The sequence below is a fragment of the Cupriavidus consociatus genome (genome assembly GCF_017814975.1).
Classification (GTDB): Bacteria; Pseudomonadota; Gammaproteobacteria; order Burkholderiales; family Burkholderiaceae; genus Cupriavidus; species Cupriavidus consociatus.
The window spans coordinates 459,908-476,521 of the sequence record NZ_JAGIQA010000001.1 but is presented as its reverse complement, the minus strand read 5'-3'; the positions used below and the strand labels follow the sequence as shown (position 1 = coordinate 476,521).

13 protein-coding genes are annotated in these 16,614 nt (G+C 66.8%); 3 read left to right on the top strand and 10 right to left on the bottom strand.

Annotation, left to right across the window (positions count from 1 at the left end):
* Window positions 1-73: 73 nt before the first annotated feature.
* From rseP to rpsB, 8 genes are all read right to left on the bottom strand, one after another.
* The gene (rseP, locus tag J8I82_RS02140) at window positions 74-1,477 is read right to left on the bottom strand and encodes an RIP metalloprotease RseP (protein ID WP_209754185.1); all 1,404 of its coding nucleotides are present in this window, start codon (window positions 1,475-1,477) and stop codon (window positions 74-76) included.
* Window positions 1,478-1,591: 114 nt separating this feature from the next.
* Window positions 1,592-2,773: a 1-deoxy-D-xylulose-5-phosphate reductoisomerase gene (gene ispC / locus J8I82_RS02135; RefSeq protein ID WP_209754184.1), complete on the bottom strand. Its 1,182-nt coding sequence runs from the start codon at window positions 2,771-2,773 to the stop codon at window positions 1,592-1,594.
* A 23-nt stretch (window positions 2,774-2,796) separates the two neighbouring features.
* Complete coding sequence (locus tag J8I82_RS02130; RefSeq protein WP_133096305.1) at window positions 2,797-3,618, bottom strand: phosphatidate cytidylyltransferase; 822 nt, start codon at window positions 3,616-3,618, stop codon at window positions 2,797-2,799.
* Window positions 3,619-3,673: 55 nt separating this feature from the next.
* A complete protein-coding gene (uppS, locus tag J8I82_RS02125) occupies window positions 3,674-4,444 on the bottom strand; it encodes an undecaprenyl pyrophosphate synthase (RefSeq protein WP_209754183.1) in 771 nt (256 codons plus the stop codon).
* 45 nt (window positions 4,445-4,489) lie between these two features.
* Complete coding sequence (gene frr / locus J8I82_RS02120; protein ID WP_209754182.1) at window positions 4,490-5,050, bottom strand: ribosome recycling factor; 561 nt, start codon at window positions 5,048-5,050, stop codon at window positions 4,490-4,492.
* Between the two features lie 116 nt (window positions 5,051-5,166).
* Window positions 5,167-5,877, bottom strand: a complete 711-nt coding sequence (gene pyrH / locus J8I82_RS02115; RefSeq protein ID WP_063237869.1) for a UMP kinase — start codon at window positions 5,875-5,877, stop codon at window positions 5,167-5,169.
* Window positions 5,878-6,168: 291 nt separating this feature from the next.
* Complete coding sequence (gene tsf / locus J8I82_RS02110; RefSeq protein WP_209754181.1) at window positions 6,169-7,047, bottom strand: translation elongation factor Ts; 879 nt, start codon at window positions 7,045-7,047, stop codon at window positions 6,169-6,171.
* A 285-nt stretch (window positions 7,048-7,332) separates the two neighbouring features.
* Window positions 7,333-8,076, bottom strand: a complete 744-nt coding sequence (rpsB, locus tag J8I82_RS02105; protein WP_029045850.1) for a 30S ribosomal protein S2 — start codon at window positions 8,074-8,076, stop codon at window positions 7,333-7,335.
* A gap of 350 nt (window positions 8,077-8,426) precedes the next feature.
* On the opposite strand from rpsB, the gene map reads away from it, so the two are divergent.
* From map to J8I82_RS02090, 3 genes are all read left to right on the top strand, one after another.
* Entirely contained in the window at window positions 8,427-9,245 is an 819-nt protein-coding gene (gene map / locus J8I82_RS02100) for a type I methionyl aminopeptidase (RefSeq protein WP_209754180.1), read from the top strand.
* A gap of 76 nt (window positions 9,246-9,321) precedes the next feature.
* Window positions 9,322-11,913: a [protein-PII] uridylyltransferase gene (locus tag J8I82_RS02095; RefSeq protein ID WP_209754179.1), complete on the top strand. Its 2,592-nt coding sequence runs from the start codon at window positions 9,322-9,324 to the stop codon at window positions 11,911-11,913.
* A gap of 22 nt (window positions 11,914-11,935) precedes the next feature.
* A complete protein-coding gene (locus J8I82_RS02090) occupies window positions 11,936-13,672 on the top strand; it encodes a pseudouridine synthase (protein WP_209754178.1) in 1,737 nt (578 codons plus the stop codon).
* Window positions 13,673-13,927: 255 nt separating this feature from the next.
* Here J8I82_RS02090 and def read toward each other — a convergent pair whose 3' ends face one another.
* Window positions 13,928-14,461 (bottom strand): peptide deformylase, encoded by a 534-nt coding sequence (def, locus tag J8I82_RS02085; RefSeq protein ID WP_209754177.1) that lies wholly within the window; start codon window positions 14,459-14,461, stop codon window positions 13,928-13,930.
* Window positions 14,462-14,477: 16 nt separating this feature from the next.
* Window positions 14,478-16,607 (bottom strand): NAD-dependent DNA ligase LigA, encoded by a 2,130-nt coding sequence (gene ligA / locus J8I82_RS02080; protein WP_209754176.1) that lies wholly within the window; start codon window positions 16,605-16,607, stop codon window positions 14,478-14,480.
* Window positions 16,608-16,614 lie beyond the last annotated feature (7 nt).

Genomic DNA, 16,614 nt, shown 5'->3' with positions numbered 1-16,614 from the left:
ACTGCGCATGGCAATGGCGCCCCCTGGCGACGGTGTCCGACGACACGACCGCCCCCCTTGCCGACATGCGTTTCTAGCCGTTCGCCAGAAACATTCGGCTGACGTCATTGAACAAAGCGAGCGAGGTCAGGAGCAGGATGCAGGCGATGCCAATCTTCTGCAGCATTGCCTGCCAGTGGTCTGGGACGGGCCGGCCAGTCAAAAATTCCACGCAATAATACAGCAAATGCCCCCCATCCAGAACCGGAATAGGTAACAAATTCAGTACACCGAGGCTGACGCTGACCAGCGCCAGGAAGCTGACAAAGGCCTGCAGGCCGAGGTTTGCGGCACGCCCGGCGTAGTCGGCCACGGTCAGCGGACCGCTCAGGTTCTGCAGCGACGCCTGCCCCACCAGCATCTTGCCGAGCAGCTTCAGCGACAGCGCGCTGGTGTCCCACACCTGGCCAACCGCGCGCGCCAATGCCTCGTCCGGACGATAGCGCACCGTCTCCATTTCCACCGCCTGGCTGAGCGCCGCACCCAGCTTGCCTGCGGGCGGCGCCGGCGCGCCGCTGGCATCTTTTTCGCCGTCGCGCGGCGCGGCAGCGTCCAGCGTCACCGGCACCTCCATCCGCTTGCCGTCGCGCTCGATGCCGAGCGTCACGGTCTGCCCGGGCTGACTGCGCACCGCCTTGATCAGCGCGCTGGCCTGGGTCAGCGGGGTGCCCTGCCAGGCGACGATGCGATCGCCCTTCTTCAGCCCGGCGCGCTCGGCGGCCGAGTCCGACAATACTTCGGTAATGGTGACCGGCCCGCCTTTCAGATTCAGGCCCAGCGTGCTGAGCGGATCCTGCTCCGGGTTGCCGCCGGTATTGGGCAGGCGCGCCAGCGCGACGTCCCGCTCGGCGCCATCGGCGCCGCGCACGCGCAGCACGGCGCGCGCATCGCCGAAGCCCTCGGCGAAGACCGCCATGCGCAGGTCATTCCAGGAACGCACCGCTTCGGTATGGCCGTTGGCGGTCAGCGCCAGCACGCGGTCGCCTTCGCGCACGCCGGCCTGCTGCGCCATGGTGCCAGCCGCCGGTGCGGCGACGACCGGCGCGGGTTCGCGCATGCCGCCGGCGAACAGCGCGAAGTACAGCACGATCGCCAGCAGGAAATTGGCCAGCGGCCCGGCTGCGACAATGATGAAGCGCTTGCCGACCGGCTGGCGGTTGAACGCGCGCGGCAGGTCGGCCGGATCGATCCGGGCGTCGCGCTCGGCGTCGAACTCGCGTTCATCCAGCATCTTCACGTAGCCGCCCAGCGGGATGGCCGCCACCGTCCATTCGGTGCGGTCGCGGCTCTTCGAGATCCAGCGCAGCAGTGGCCGCCCGAAACCGATTGAAAAACGCAACACCTTCACGCCGCAGGCGCGCGCGGCGAGGTAATGCCCCATCTCGTGCACGTAGATGAGCACGCACAGGGCAACAATGAAAGCGAGTACGGTTTGCATGGCGTCGGGACGTCAGTAACAGTGGCTGGACTGGCGCGCCGGATCCGGGATACCGGCATGTCCGGGGCCGCCGCAGCCGCTATTGTCGCAGATGCGGCAGGCCGGCCCGTCGGATCAGTGGCGCAGCGCCAGTCCTGCAACGGCCGCGCGCGCAGCCTCGCGCGCCATGCGGTCGGCATCAAGGATGGCGTCAAGCGTGTCGGCCGCGCCAGATGGTGCTGCCTGGAGCACCTGGGCTACCAACCGCGAGATATCCGTGAAGCGCACTTTTCCGCCCAGGAATGCTTCGACCGCCACCTCGTTGGCGGCATTGAGCACGGCCGGGGCCAAGCCGCCGGCGCGCAGGGCGTCGAAGGCCAGCCCCAGGCACGGGAAGCGCTGCAGATCGGGCTTCTCGAAATGCAGCCCGCCGGCCAGCGTCAGGTCGAGCGGCGTCACGCCGGCATCGATGCGCTCGGGATAAGCCAGGCCGTAGGCGATCGGCGTGCGCATGTCCGGGTTGCCCAACTGCGCCAGTACCGAGCCGTCGTGGTAGGCCACCATCGAATGCACGATGCTCTGCGGGTGGATCAGCACCTCGATGCGCTCGGCCGGCGCGCCGAACAGCCAGTGCGCCTCGATGACCTCGAGGCCCTTGTTCATCATGGTGGCCGAGTCGACCGAGATCTTGCGGCCCATGACCCAGTTCGGGTGGGCGCAGGCCTGGTCAGGCGTAATGTCATGCAGCGTGTCGGGATCGCGCGTGCGGAACGGCCCCCCCGACGCGGTCAGCAGCACCCTGGCCACCCCGCGACCATAGCGCGGGTCGTCGGCAGGCAGGCACTGAAAGATGGCGTTGTGCTCGCTGTCGATCGGCAGCAGCGTGGCGCCATGCTCGCGCACCGCGTCCATGAAGATGCGGCCGGACATCACCAGCGCTTCCTTGTTGGCCAGCAGCACGCGCTTGCCGGCACGCGCAGCGGCCAGGGTCGGGCGCAGCCCGGCGGCGCCGACGATCGCGGCCATCACCGCGTCGGTCTGCGCGTCGGCGGCGACCGATTCCAGCTCGGCCTCGCCGTAGCTGACTTCGGTATCGACACCGGCGTCGCGCAGCAGCGCCTGCAGCTCCCCGGCCGCCTCGGCGCTGCCTACCACGGCGCGGGCCGGGCGGAACGCCATGCATTGCTCGGCCAGCTTGCGTACTTGCCGATGCGCCGTCAGCGCGTGCACGGTGTAGCGGTCGGGATGGCGGCCCACGACATCGAGCGTGCTTTCGCCGATCGAGCCGGTGGCGCCCAGGATGGTAATGCGCTGCATATCAGACCGATTCAGAGAAGGCTTCAGAGAAAAATCAGCATCAGTGCCGCCAGCGGGAACACCGGCAGCAAGGCATCGATCCGGTCCAGCACACCGCCATGACCCGGCAGCAGCCGGCTGCTGTCCTTCATGCCGACCTGCCGCTTGAGCAGCGACTCGAACAGATCGCCGATCACGCTTGCCGCCACCAGCAGCGTGGTCAGCGCGGCCACATAGCCCAGGCCGCCGCGGTCGCCCAGCACCGAGAACCACGTGGGCGCGAACGCATGGGTAGCGGCCAGCGCCAGGCCGATGACGAGCGCCAGCAGCCAGCCGCCGATGGCGCCCTCCCAGGACTTGCCCGGGCTGATGGACGGTGCCAGCTTGCGCCGGCCGATGGCCTTGCCGGTGAAATAGGCGCCGATGTCGGCTGCCCACACCAGCACGGCCGCGGTCAGCAGCACGCCGATGCCGGCGCCGCGCAGGATCATCGTGGCATGGGCAAACGCGGGCAGCATGACCAGGCCCAGTATGGCCCCCAGCACGGCAAAGCCCGGCGTCGCGGTGCGCACGCCGCGCGCCAGCAAGACCAGCGCCACGCCCCAGCACACCACCGCCGCTTCCAGCAGCCAGGTGGTGGCGTGCCGCAGCGGCATGTCATGCCAGGTGATGGTGGCAATCAGGCAGGCCAGCGCATAGACATAAGGCCAGGGCCCGCGCAGCCCGATCAGGCGTCCGAATTCCCAGCCCGCCAGCAGCACGATCACCCCGAGCAGACCCGCCAGGCCGGCCGGCGGCGCCAGGAACAGGATCGGAAGGATCAGCAGCAACAGGCACAGGGCGGTGATGACGCGGGTGAGGAGCATGCGCTGCGGTCCCGTGGTAGTTATTGGAGTAGCCTGGCCTGGCCCGGCCAGGATGTCAGGCCGTGCCCGATAGTCCCGACGCAACCAGTTGCGCGCTGGTGCGGCCGAATCGGCGTTCGCGCTGGCGGTACGAGGCAAAGGCCTTGTCCAGCTCGGCGGCGTCGAAATCCGGCCAGTACGCGTCGGTGAAATACAGCTCCGAATACGCAAGCTGCCACAGCAGGAAATTGCTGATGCGCTGTTCGCCGCCGGTGCGGATGAACAGGTCGGGCTCCGGCGCGTAGGCCATGGCCAGGTGCGGCGCGAGCATCGATTCGTCGATCGATTCCGGATCGAGCAACGGCGAGCGCGCCAGCATCTTGCGCATGGCCTGCAGCAGGTCCCAGCGGCCACCGTAGTTGGCGGCGATGGTCACGGTCAGGCCGGTGTTGCCGGCGGTGCGCGCCTCGGCATCCTTGATCAGCTTCTGGATGCGCGGGCTGAAGCGGGCGAGATCGCCAACCACCCGCAAGCGGATGTTGTTGGCGTGCATCTTCACCACTTCGCGGCGCAGCGACATCATGAACAGCCGCATCAGGAACGACACCTCGTCCGCCGGCCGGCGCCAGTTCTCGGAACTGAACGCGAACAGCGTCAGGTACTGCACGCCCCGCGCAGCGCTGGCTTCCACCACCGCGCGCACAGCATCCAGCCCCCGGGAATGCCCGGCAACGCGCGGCAGGTGCCGCTGGGTCGCCCAGCGGCCGTTGCCGTCCATGATGATGGCAACGTGGCGGGGCACGTAGGAGGTATCGGGTACGGCGAGCGTTGAACTGATGTGCTGCATGATGGCAGACGGTCGCGGGCAGCCCCGGCAGGTGCCGGGACGGCGTCAGACCGTCATGATCTCCTTCTCTTTTTCGGCGACCATCTTGTCGATTTCGGCGACGTACTTGTCGGTCAGCTTCTGCACCTCGTCCTGGCCGCGGCGCTCCTCGTCCTCGGAAATGGCCTTGTCCTTGACCAGCTTCTTGAACTGCTCATTGGCATCGCGGCGCAGGTTGCGCACCGCGATCTTGGCACCCTCGGCCTCGCCCTTGACGACCTTGGTCAGCTCCTTGCGGCGCTCTTCGGTCAGCGCGGGCATCGGCACGCGGATCACGTCGCCCATGGTGGCCGGGTTCAGGCCCAGGTCGCAGTCGCGGATGGCCTTCTCGACCGCGCCCACCATCTTCTTTTCCCACGGCTGCACCGTGATGGTACGCGCATCGGCCAGGCCGACGCTGGCGACCTGGCTGATCGGCACCATCGAACCGTAGTAATCCACCTGAACGTGGTCGAGCAGGCCGGTGTGGGCACGGCCAGTGCGGATCTTCGCCAGATCGGCCTTGAAGGCTTCGATCGACTTCTGCATTTTCTGCTCGGCGCTCTTCTTTGTGTCGGCGACGCTCATGTTAACCTCCGGAAATCAGCCAACCATGATCCCGCCGGGCGGGATCGAAAATGAATCATTCTACTCTTTGCCCGGCCAGACACCAGCGCCATGGCGCGGCATCGGGGGCGCCGGACTTAGACGTGGACCAGCGTACCCTCGTCTTCGCCCAGGATCACGCGCTTGAGCGCGCCCGGCTTGACGATCGAGAACACGCGGATCGGCAGCTTCTGGTCGCGGCACAGCGCAAAGGCGGTAGCGTCCATCACCTGCAGGTTCTTCGAGATCGCCTCGTCGAAGCTGATGGTGGTGTAGCGCGTGGCGCTCGGGTCCTTCTTGGGGTCGGCGGTGTAGACGCCGTCCACCTTGGTCGCCTTGAGCACGACCTCGGCGCCGATTTCCGAGCCGCGCAGCGCGGCGGCGGTATCGGTGGTGAAGAACGGATTGCCGGTGCCGGCGGCGAAGATCACCACCTTGCCCTCTTCCAGCTGGCGAATGGCGCGCGGGCGGATGTACGGCTCGACCACCTGGTCCATGCGCAGCGCCGACTGCACGCGGCCTTCGATATTGGCATGGCGCATCGCATCCTGCAGGGCCAGCGCGTTCATCATGGTGGCCAGCATGCCCATGTAGTCGGCCGTGGCGCGGTCCATGCCGGCCGCGCCACCCGCGACGCCGCGGAAGATATTGCCGCCGCCGATGACCACCGCGACCTGGACGCCGAGCTTCACGATCTCGGCAATGTCGTTCACCATCGCCTCGATGGTCGAGCGGTTGATGCCAAAGGCATCGTCGCCCATCAGGGCTTCACCGGACAGTTTCAGAAGGACGCGCTTGTAGGCTGGCATGTTTACCCTCGGACAGGAGCAAGTCGCTCGTTTGGGACTGAACACAAATGAGACGATTGATTTTTTGACACCGGTGGCGCGGATCGGCGCGCCGCCGGCGGAAGAAAGCCGGTTTTCGAGGTCGCCCCAGCCTGCCGGCAGGCGACAGGAAGACGACCGCGAAAACTGACTGCTGCAGTGCAACGTGCAATATGCATCACTGCACTACTTATGCAGAGGGGCACCTTGCGGCGCCCCTGCGGCATTATAGGCGCCCGGCCCGCCCGCTAGGCTGGCCGACGCGCCCTGACATCAGCCCTTCTGGGCAGCGGCCACCTGGGCGGCCACTTCAGCGGCGAAGTCGTCCTGCTTCTTCTCGATGCCTTCGCCCACGACATACAGGGTGAAGCCCTTCACGGTCGTGTTGGCGGCCTTGAGCATCTGCTCGACGGTCTGCTTGTCGTTCTTCACGAACGGCTGGTTGAACAGCGACACTTCCTTCAGGTACTTCTGCACCGAACCCTCGACCATCTTGGCGGCGATCTCGGCCGGCTTGCCCGATTCGGCAGCCTTCTGCTCGGCGATGCTGCGCTCCTTGGCGATCAGGTCGGCGGGGACCTGCTCGGCCGACAGCGACACCGGCTTCATGGCGGCCACGTGCATGGCGACGTCCTTGGCGGCGGCTTCGTCACCGTCGAACTCGACCATCACGCCGATACGGGTGCCGTGCAGGTACGAAACCAGCTTGCCGCCGTTGGCGTAACGGACAAAGCGGCGGATCGTCATGTTCTCGCCGATCTTGCCGATCAGGGCAGCACGGGTGGCTTCCACGCTCACGCCGTCGATTTCCAGCGCCGACAGCGCAGCCACGTCGGCCGGGTTCTGCCTGGCGATCAGCTCGGCAATCTTGGCCGTGAATGCCAGGAAGTCGTCGTTCTTGGAGACAAAATCGGTCTCGCAGTTCAGTTCGACCAGGGCGCCGGTGGTGCCGTCGATGAACGAACCAACCACGCCTTCAGCGGTCACGCGCGATGCGGCCTTGCTGGCCTTGTTGCCCAGCTTGACGCGCAGCAGCTCTTCGGCCTTGTTCAGGTCGCCGTCGGCCTCGGTCAGGGCCTTCTTGCATTCCATCATCGGCGCGTCGGTCTTCGCGCGCAGTTCTGCAACCATGCTTGCGGTAATTGCCGCCATTTGTCACTCCTTGAATGGTTCGCGCCGGGCCCCGGCAGTCGCCCGCGGCACCCGGTCGGTGGGTCTACAGCGCACCCGCGGCAGATATTGCCTGCGGCGGATGACAACAATTCAAATTCGAAAAAAGGGGGCGCCAGATGTGCCCCCTTTTTTTTGCCCTGCTGCCGACGTACCCCGGCTTGCGCCCTGCGCGCTGCCCGGCGTTCCGGGCGGCAGGCGATGCCTGCCTGTCGTGTGTTGACGTGCGCGCTATCGGGTTCCTTTCAGGCAGCGGGCCGGAGGCTATCAGCCTTCCTGCACTTCGACGAATTCGTCGTCGCCGCGGGCGGCTTCAACGACTTCCTGCACCGCGTTGGCACGGCCTTCCAGGATCGCGTCAGCCACGCCGCGCACGTACAGGGCCACAGCCTTGCTCGAGTCGTCGTTGCCCGGGATCACGTAGTCGATGCCGTCCGGCGAGTGGTTGGTATCAACCACGCCGATCACGGGGATGCCCAGCTTGTTGGCTTCGGTCACGGCAATCTTGTGGTAGCCGACGTCGACCACGAAGATGGCGTCAGGCACGCCGCCCATGTCCTTGATGCCGCCGATCGACTTTTCCAGCTTGATCATCTCGCGCTCGAACATCAGCGCTTCCTTCTTGCTCATGGTTTCCAGCGCGCCGGCTTCCTTGGCGGCTTCCATGTCCTTCAGGCGCTTGATCGAGGTCTTGACCGTCTTGAAGTTGGTCAGCATGCCGCCGAGCCAGCGGGCGTCGACGTAAGGCATGCCGGCGCGACCTGCTTCTTCAGCCAGGATTTCGCGCGACTGGCGCTTGGTGCCCACGAAAAGGATGGTGCCGCGATTGGCTGCCAGCTGACGCACATACTTCATGGCGTCCTGGAACATCGGCAACGTCTTTTCGAGGTTGATGATGTGGATCTTGTTGCGATGACCGAAGATGAAGGGGGCCATCTTCGGGTTCCAGAAGCGGGTCTGGTGGCCGAAGTGGCAACCGGCTTCCAGCATTTCGCGCATGGTAACGGACATGTGATTCTCCAAAGGGTTAGGTCTGAAGCCCGCCCCGACATTCCTGAAAAGGAACACCCCGGATAGGCGGGCCAGCGATTTCCAAAAACACATCGCAGCAGATGCTGCAAAATACCGGCCTGGCGGATGCAATGCTGCACCGCAATCAAGTCAGCCCGCTATTCTAGCAAGAAAAGCACCGAGCGTTCAAGCCGCCCAGCCCCCCGCGGTAAGACACGCATTGGAGATAACGCCGCCCGAAAGCGCCTCGGGACAGGCTGCGATCAGGCTCCGAAGGTGCGATAATCCCACATTGATCTTTCGAATTCGGCGTGGGCCAGTGGCCCCGTCATCACTTTTGGCGACGCAGCATGAGCATTTACCTGAACACCGCCGAAGACATCGCCCAGATGCGCGTGGCTTGCCGCCTTGCCTCCGAAGTCCTCGACTACATCACGCCCTTCGTCCAGCCCGGCGTCACCACGGGCGAGCTGGATCGCCTGTGCCACGCCTATATGCGTGACGTGCAAGGCACCGTGCCGGCGCCGCTGAACTATGCGCCCCCCGGCTACCCGCCCTTCCCCGGCGCGATCTGCACCTCCGTCAACGACGTGATCTGCCACGGCATCCCGGGCGAGCGCGTGCTCAAGAGCGGCGACGCGGTCAACCTGGACATCACCGTCATCACCAAGGAAGGCTATTACGGCGACACCAGCCGGATGTTCATCGCCGGCGAAGGCTCGATCCTGGCCAAGCGCCTGGCGCAGGTGACGTACGAATGCATGTGGAAGGGCATCGCCCAGGTGCGCCACGGCGCGCGCCTTGGCGATATCGGCCATGCCATCCAGGTGCACGCCGAAGCCGCCGGCTACAGCGTGGTGCGCGAATACTGCGGCCACGGCATCGGCAAGAACTTCCACGAAGACCCGCAGATCCTGCACTACGGCCGCGCCGGCACCGGCGCCGAGATCAAGGCCGGCATGATCTTCACCGTGGAGCCGATGATCAACGCCGGCAAGCGCGATATCCGCACCATGCCCGACCAGTGGACGGTCAAGACCCGCGACCGCAGCCTGTCGGCGCAGTGGGAGCACACCGTGCTGGTCACCGAGACCGGATTTGAGGTGCTGACGGTATCCGCCGGCACCCCGGCGCCGCCTGCCTTCATTACGGAGTCCGTCGCGGCCTGAGGTCGCACACCAGCCAGGGCGCCTGACCGGCGCCCTTATTTTTCCAGCCGTGCCCACGAACCACCCCGCCCTCTCCATGGACACCACGCCGGAACTGCTGCTGGCCACGCGTGTGCGCGACCAGCTCAAAGCCGCCAAGCAGGCCCTGTTTGCCGACTTCAATACCAGCACCAACGTCGGTACGCTGATCACGCGGCTGCGCCGCGCCGTCGACGCCGCGCTGGTGGAAGCATGGCGCGGCCTGGAGATGCCCGCGGGTGCGGCGCTGGTGGCGGTGGGCGGCTACGGCCGCGGAGAGCTGCTGCCCCATTCGGACGTCGACGTACTGCTGCTGCTGCCCGCCGAGCCCGGCCAGGACACCACCGGGCGGCTGGAGCGCTTTATCGGCCTGTGCTGGGACCTGGGGCTGGAGATCGGTTCGTCGGTACGCACCCTGGACGATTGCATCCGCGAATCGCGCCAGGACATCACCATCCAGACCTCGCTGCTGGAGGCGCGGCTGGTGACCGGCAGCCGCAAGCTGTTCGAGTCGATGCGCACACGCTACCTCGCCGACCTGGACCCGGCAGCGTTCTTCCAGGCCAAGCTGCTCGAAATGCGCCAGCGCCACGCCAAGTACCAGGACACGCCCTACGCGCTCGAGCCCAACTGCAAGGAAAGCCCGGGCGGCCTGCGCGACCTGCAGGTGATCCTGTGGATGACCAAGGCCGCGGGCCTGGGCGACAGCTGGAAAGAACTGTTCGAGCGCGGCCTGCTGACGCAGCGCGAAGCGCAGGAGCTGGCGCGCAACGAGCGCCTGCTCAAGACCATCCGCGCGCGCCTGCACCTGGTGGCAGGCCGGCGCCAGGACGTGCTGGTCTTCGACCTGCAGACCGCGCTGGCAGAATCCTTCGGCTACCGCCAGACCACCAACAAGCGCGCCAGCGAGCAGCTGATGCGGCGCTACTACTGGGCGGCGAAGGCGGTCACGCAGCTCAACAGCGTGCTGCTGCTGAACATCGAGGCGATGCTGTTCCCGAGCGAGTCGCAGGTCACGCGCGTGCTCAACGAACGCTTTGTCGAGCGCCAGGGCATGCTGGAAATCACCAGCGACGACGTCTACGAGCGCGATCCGCACGCGATCCTGGAAACCTTCCTGCTGTACCAGCGCACGCCCGGCGTGAAGGGCCTGTCGCCGCGCACGCTGCGCGGGTTGTACAACGCGCGCACTGTGATGAGCGCGGGCTGGCGCAACGACCCGGAAAACCGCCGCCTGTTCCTGGCCATCATGCAGGAGCCGCAGGGCATCACCCACGCGCTGCGGCTGATGAACCAGACCAGCGTGCTGGGGCGCTACCTGATCAACTTCCGCCGCATCGTCGGGCAGATGCAGCACGACCTGTTCCACGTCTACACCGTGGACCAGCACATCCTGATGGTGGTGCGCAACATGCGCCGCTTCGCCATCGTCGAGCACACGCACGAGTTCCCGTTCTGCAGCCAGCTGATGGCGAGCTTCGACAAGCCGTGGGTACTGTGGGTGGCGGCGTTGTTCCATGACATCGCCAAGGGCCGCGGCGGCGACCATTCCAAGCTCGGCACGCAGGACGCGCGCCGCTTCTGCAAGCAGCATGGCATCGCGCGTGAAGATGCCGACCTGATCAGCTGGCTGGTCGAGCACCACCTGACCATGAGCCACGTGGCGCAGAAGCAGGACCTGACCGATCCGGAAGTGGTGCATGCCTTTGCGCGCGCGGTCGGCAGCGAACGCTACCTGACCGCGCTGTACCTGCTGACGGTGGCCGATATCCGCGGCACCAGCCCCAAGGTCTGGAATGCGTGGAAGGGCAAGCTCCTGGAGGACCTGTACCGGATCACGCTGCGCGTGCTCGGCGGCGCCAGGGTCGATTCGCACTCGCTGTGGTCGCAGCGCAAGGAAGAAACCATTTCGACGCTGCGGCTCAAGGCGTTCGACCCGGAGCTTGGCAAGCCGTTGTGGGCGCAGCTCGACGTGGCCTTTTTCCTGCGCCACGATGCCCGCGATATCGCCTGGCTCACGCGACACCTGTACGACAAGGTCGACAGCCCCGCGCCGGTGGTGAAGGCACGCATCTCGCCCGCGGGCGAAGGCCTGCAGGTGGCGGTCTATGTGCAGGACCAGCCCGACCTGTTCGCGCGCATCTGCGGCTATTTCGAGCGCAAGGCGTTTTCGATCCAGGACGCCAAGATCCACACTACCCGGCACGGCTATGCGCTTGACACGTTCCAGGTCACCGACCCCGGCATGGCAGGGAATGGCAACTACCGCGGCAACTACCGCGACATCATTGCGCTGGTCGAACACGAGCTTTGCGAAAAGCTGCGCCAGCAGGACGCCCTGCCCGAGCCCACCCAGGGACGCCTGTCGCGCCAGTCGCGCAGCTTCCCGATCAAGCCACGCGTGGACCTGCGCGCGGACGAGCGCGGCCAGTATTACCTGCTGTCGCTGTCCGCCAACGACCGTACCGGCCTGCTGTACGCCATCGCCCGCGTACTGGCACGGCATCGCGTGTCCGTGCATTCGGCACGCATCAACACCCTGGGCGAACGCGTCGAAGACGTGTTCCTGGTAGACGGCAGCCGCCTGGCCGCCGACAACCGATTGCAGATTCAGCTTGAACAGGACTTGCTCGCCGCCCTCGCGATCTGAGGCCGCGGACAGCATCAACGATATGACCGACAGCAATTCGCCGAAGCGCAAGACGCTAGGCATCAAGGCCGCAAGCGATACGGGCACGGCCGCGCGCAAGACCGGCAACCGCCCGGTGCGGGTTTCGGACCTGAACCGGAACCGCGTGCGGGCCGTGTCCGAAGGCATCAAGCGTGCGCAGCAGAATGACGGCGGAAAGAGTGCCGGCCGCCGCGCGCCAGGCGAAGCGCAGAGCGGCGGCGACGCGCGCAAGCCGCGTCCGCCGCGCCCCGCTGACGGCGAGCGCCAGGCCCGGCCGCGCCGTGCCGAAGGCGAAGCGCGGCCGCCTCGACGTTTCGAAAGCAACGAATCGCGGCCGCCTCGACGCTTTGGCGACGACGACAACCGTCCGCGCCGCTATGGCGACGACCGTGGCGAAGCGCGCCCGCGCCGCTTCGAAGGCAATGACTCGCGGCCGCCGCGGCGCTTTGGCGATGACGACAACCGTCCTCGCCGCTATGGCGACGACCGTGGCGAAGCGCGTCCGCGCCGCTTCGAAGGCAATGAATCGCGTCCGCCGCGGCGCTTTGGCGATGACGACAACCGTCCGCGCCGCTACGGCGACGACCGCGGCGAAGCGCGTCCGCGCCGCTTCGAAGGCAATGACTCGCGGCCGCCACGGCGCTTTGGCGATGACGAAAACCGTCCGCGCCGCTATGGCGATGACCGCGGCGAAGCCCGCCCGCGCCGCTTCGAAGGCAATGACTCGCGCCCGCCGCGGCGCTATGGCGATGACGACAACCGCCCGCGGCGCTACGGTGACGACGACAACCGTCCCCGTCGCCCTGCCCCCACCGGCGAACGCCGCCGCGAGGGCGCGGCGCCGGCGCGCCGCTTCAGCGATGCCGCCGACCGCATCCGCACCGCCGGCAGTTCCAGCCCGCAGGCACCGGCACTGCGCCAGCAGAAGCCCGCACGCGACGATGCCGGGCCCGAAGCCACCCATGACGACAGCCTGGTGCGCCTGTCCAAGCGCATGTCCGAACTCGGCTTGTGCTCGCGCCGCGAAGCCGATGAGTGGATTCCGCGCGGCTGGGTGCTGGTCGACGGCAAGCCGGTGACCGAACTGGGCAGCCGCATCCGCCCGGATGCCGAGATCGAGATCCTGCAGGAAGCGCGCTCCGAACAGGGTGAGCGCGTCACCGTGCTGCTGCATAAGCCGGTGGGATACGTCTCCGGGCAGGCCGAAGACGGCTACGAGCCGGCCGCGGTGCTGTTTACCGCCGAGAACCAGTGGGAAGGCGACCCCTCGCGCAAGCGTTTCGCGCCGTGGCAACGCAAGAGCCTGGCGCCCGCCGGCCGCCTCGATATCGACTCCACCGGCCTGCTGGTGCTGACGCAGGATGGCCGCGTCGCGCGCGCGCTGATCGGCGAGGATTCGAACGTCGAGAAGGAGTACCTGGTGCGCGTGGTCTGGCATGGCCCGCAAGGCGCGGTCGAGCGCAATGTCAGCGAGGTGTTCCCCGCCGACCAGCTCGAACTGCTGCGCCATGGCCTGTCGCTGGATGGCGTGCTGCTCAAGCCGGCCAAGGTTAGCTGGCAGAACGAAGAGCAGCTGCGCTTCGTGCTGCGCGAGGGCCGCAAGCGCCAGATCCGCCGGATGTGCGAGCAGGTCGGGCTGGAAGTCGTCGGCCTGAAGCGCGTGCGCATGGGCCGCGTGGTGCTGGGCGACCTGCCGCCGGGGAAGTGGCGCTTCCTGGGGCAGTTCGAGAAGTTCTGATGCAGGAAGAAAAGCGGCCGGGATGGCCGCTTTTTTTGGGTTCGGCTGCCCACGCCTGGCACCAGCCTGATCCCCTTGCCAATTGTTTGCTCCCTCTCCCGCTTGCGGGAGAGGGTTGGGAGGGTTGGGGTGAGGGCCGACATGGCCCCGACGGGGCGCGCGGTACTTCGTGGCGGCCCCGCCCCCCCCCCCCCGGCCCCTCTCCCGCGAGCGGGAGAGGGGAGCAAACCAGCAGCGTGCCTATTGGCGTCGCTGTCAGTCGTCGCTATTTGCCGGCAAGTCCGGAAACAGGATCTCGGTAAACCCGAACCTCGAAAAATCCTTGATCCGCATCGGATAAAGAATGCCCTGCAGGTGGTCGCACTCATGCTGCACCACGCGCGCATGGAAGCCCTCGGCAACCCGCTCGATGCGATGGCCCATCAGGTCATACCCGCTGTATTTCAGCCGCACGTGCCGCGGCACCACCCCGCGCAGGCCGGGCACCGACAGGCACCCTTCCCAGCCGTCTTCCAGTTCCTCCGACAGCATCTCCAGCACAGGGTTCACCAGCACTGTCTTGGGAACCATCGGCGCATCCGGATAGCGGGGGTTGCGGTCGAAGCCGAAGATCACCACCTGCAGGTCCACGCCGATCTGCGGCGCGGCCAGCCCTGCACCGTTGGCGTGATCCATGGTGTCGAACATGTCTTCGATCAGCGTGCGCAGTTCCGGCGTATTGAAACGCTCTACCTTCCGCGCCACCTGCAGCAGGCGCGGATCGCCCATCTTGAGAATCTCGCGGATCATGGCTGTTTCCCCGGTTTTATTGCTGCGCGGGTGCGGCGCCCGCCTCTGCCAGCAACGCGAGCATGCCGGCCTCGTCCAGCACTGGCACGCCCAGCGCCTCCGCCTTGTCCAGCTTGCTGCCGGCTTCCGCGCCAGCGATCACGTAGTCGGTCTTCTTCGACACCGAGCCCGCCACCTTGGCTCCCGCCGCCTCGAGCAATTCCTTGGCGTCCTCGCGCGACATGGTCGGCAGCGTGCCGGTCAGCACGAAGGTCTTGCCCGACAGCGGTGCCGGTGCCCTGGCGGTCGGCTCGCTTTCCGGCCAGTGTACGCCTGCGGCGCGCAGTTGTTCGATGACCTCGACGTTATGCGGCTCGCCAAAGAAGTGCGCGATCGACTGCGCCACCACCGGGCCGACGTCGTTGACCTCAAGCAATGCGGCTTCATCGGCGGCCATCAGCCCGTCGAGCTTGCCGAAATGCCTGGCGAGATCCTTGGCGGTGGCCTCGCCCACGTGGCGGATGCCGAGCGCGAAGATAAAGCGGTTCATCGTCGTCTCGCGCGACGCCTCGATCGCCGCGACGAGGTTGGTCGCCGACTTGTCGGCCATGCGCTCCAGCGCCGCCAGCTTGGCCACGCCAAGCTTGTACAGGTCCGCCGGCGTACGCACGATGCCCTGGTCGACCAGTTGCTCGACGACCTTGTCGCCCAGCCCTTCGATATCCATGGCACGGCGCTGCGCAAAGTGCAGCAGCGCCTGCTTGCGCTGCGCGGCGCAGATCAGGCCGCCGGTGCAACGCGCGATCGCCTCGTCTTCCAGACGCTCGATATGCGAACCGCACACCGGGCAGGCCGTCGGCATCACGAAGGCACGCGCATCCGCCGGCCGGCGTTCGACCACTACCGCCACCACCTCCGGGATCACGTCGCCGGCGCGGCGCACGATCACGGTGTCGCCGATATGGACGTCTTTGCGGCGGATTTCGTCCTCGTTATGCAGCGTGGCATTGGTCACCGTCACGCCGCCGACGAACACCGGCTGCAGCCGCGCCACCGGCGTAATCGCGCCGGTACGGCCGACCTGCACCTCGATGTCCTCGACGATCGTGGTCATTTCCTGCGCAGGGAACTTGTGCGCCAGCGCAAAACGCGGCGCGCGCGAGACGAAACCCAGCCGCTCCTGCTCGGCCAGCGCATTGACCTTGTAGACCACGCCGTCGATGTCGTAAGGCAGGTCGTCGCGGCGCTTGCCGATATCGCGGTAGAAACCGAGCAATCCCTGCGCGCCCTTGACCACGGCGCGTTCCTTGCACACCGGCAGGCCCAGCGCATCGAAACCGTCGAGCATGGCGCTGTGCGTGGGCGGGCGATCCACGCCCTGCAGCTCGCCCAGGCCATAGGCGAAGAACGACAGCGGCCGCTTCGCCGTGATGCGCGGATCGAGCTGGCGCAGGCTGCCGGCAGCGGCGTTGCGCGGATTGACGAAGGTCTTTTCGCCGGCTTCCGCCTGGCGTGCGTTGAGCTTGTCGAAGTCACGGCGATACATGAAGACTTCGCCGCGCACTTCCAGCACCGCGGGCGCCTGGCCGCGCAGCTTCAGGGGGATCGCCTTGATGGTGCGCACGTTGACGGTGACGTCCTCGCCGGTCTCGCCGTCGCCGCGGGTAGCGGCCTGCACCAGCCGCCCGTCCTCATAGCGCAGCGACATGGCCAGTCCGTCGAACTTCAGCTCGCAGGAATACTCCACCGCGTCAGCCGCGCTGAACAGGTCGGCCTCGCCTGCCGCCGGAGCGGTGCGGCCCAGGCCCTGCGCGCAGCGGCGATCGAAGTTGAGCACGTCGTCGTCGGCGAAGCCGTTGTTCAGCGACAGCATCGGCACGCGGTGGCGCACCGTGTCGAAGGCGGCCAGCGCCTCGCCGCCGACGCGCTGCGTGGGCGAATCCGGCGACTGCAGCTCGGGATGCTCCAGCTCGAGCGCGATCAGTTCGCTGAACAGCGAGTCGTACTCGGCATCCGGGATGGTGGGCGCATCCAGCACGTAGTACTGGTAGCTGTGACGGTTGAGCTCGTCGTGCAGCCAGGCAACGCGCCTGGCCGCGGCTTCAGGCGGCAAGCCGCCGGCGGGCGCGGAGGCTTCGGCCTGCGCGCCGCGTGGTTTTGCGGTCATGGCAGGC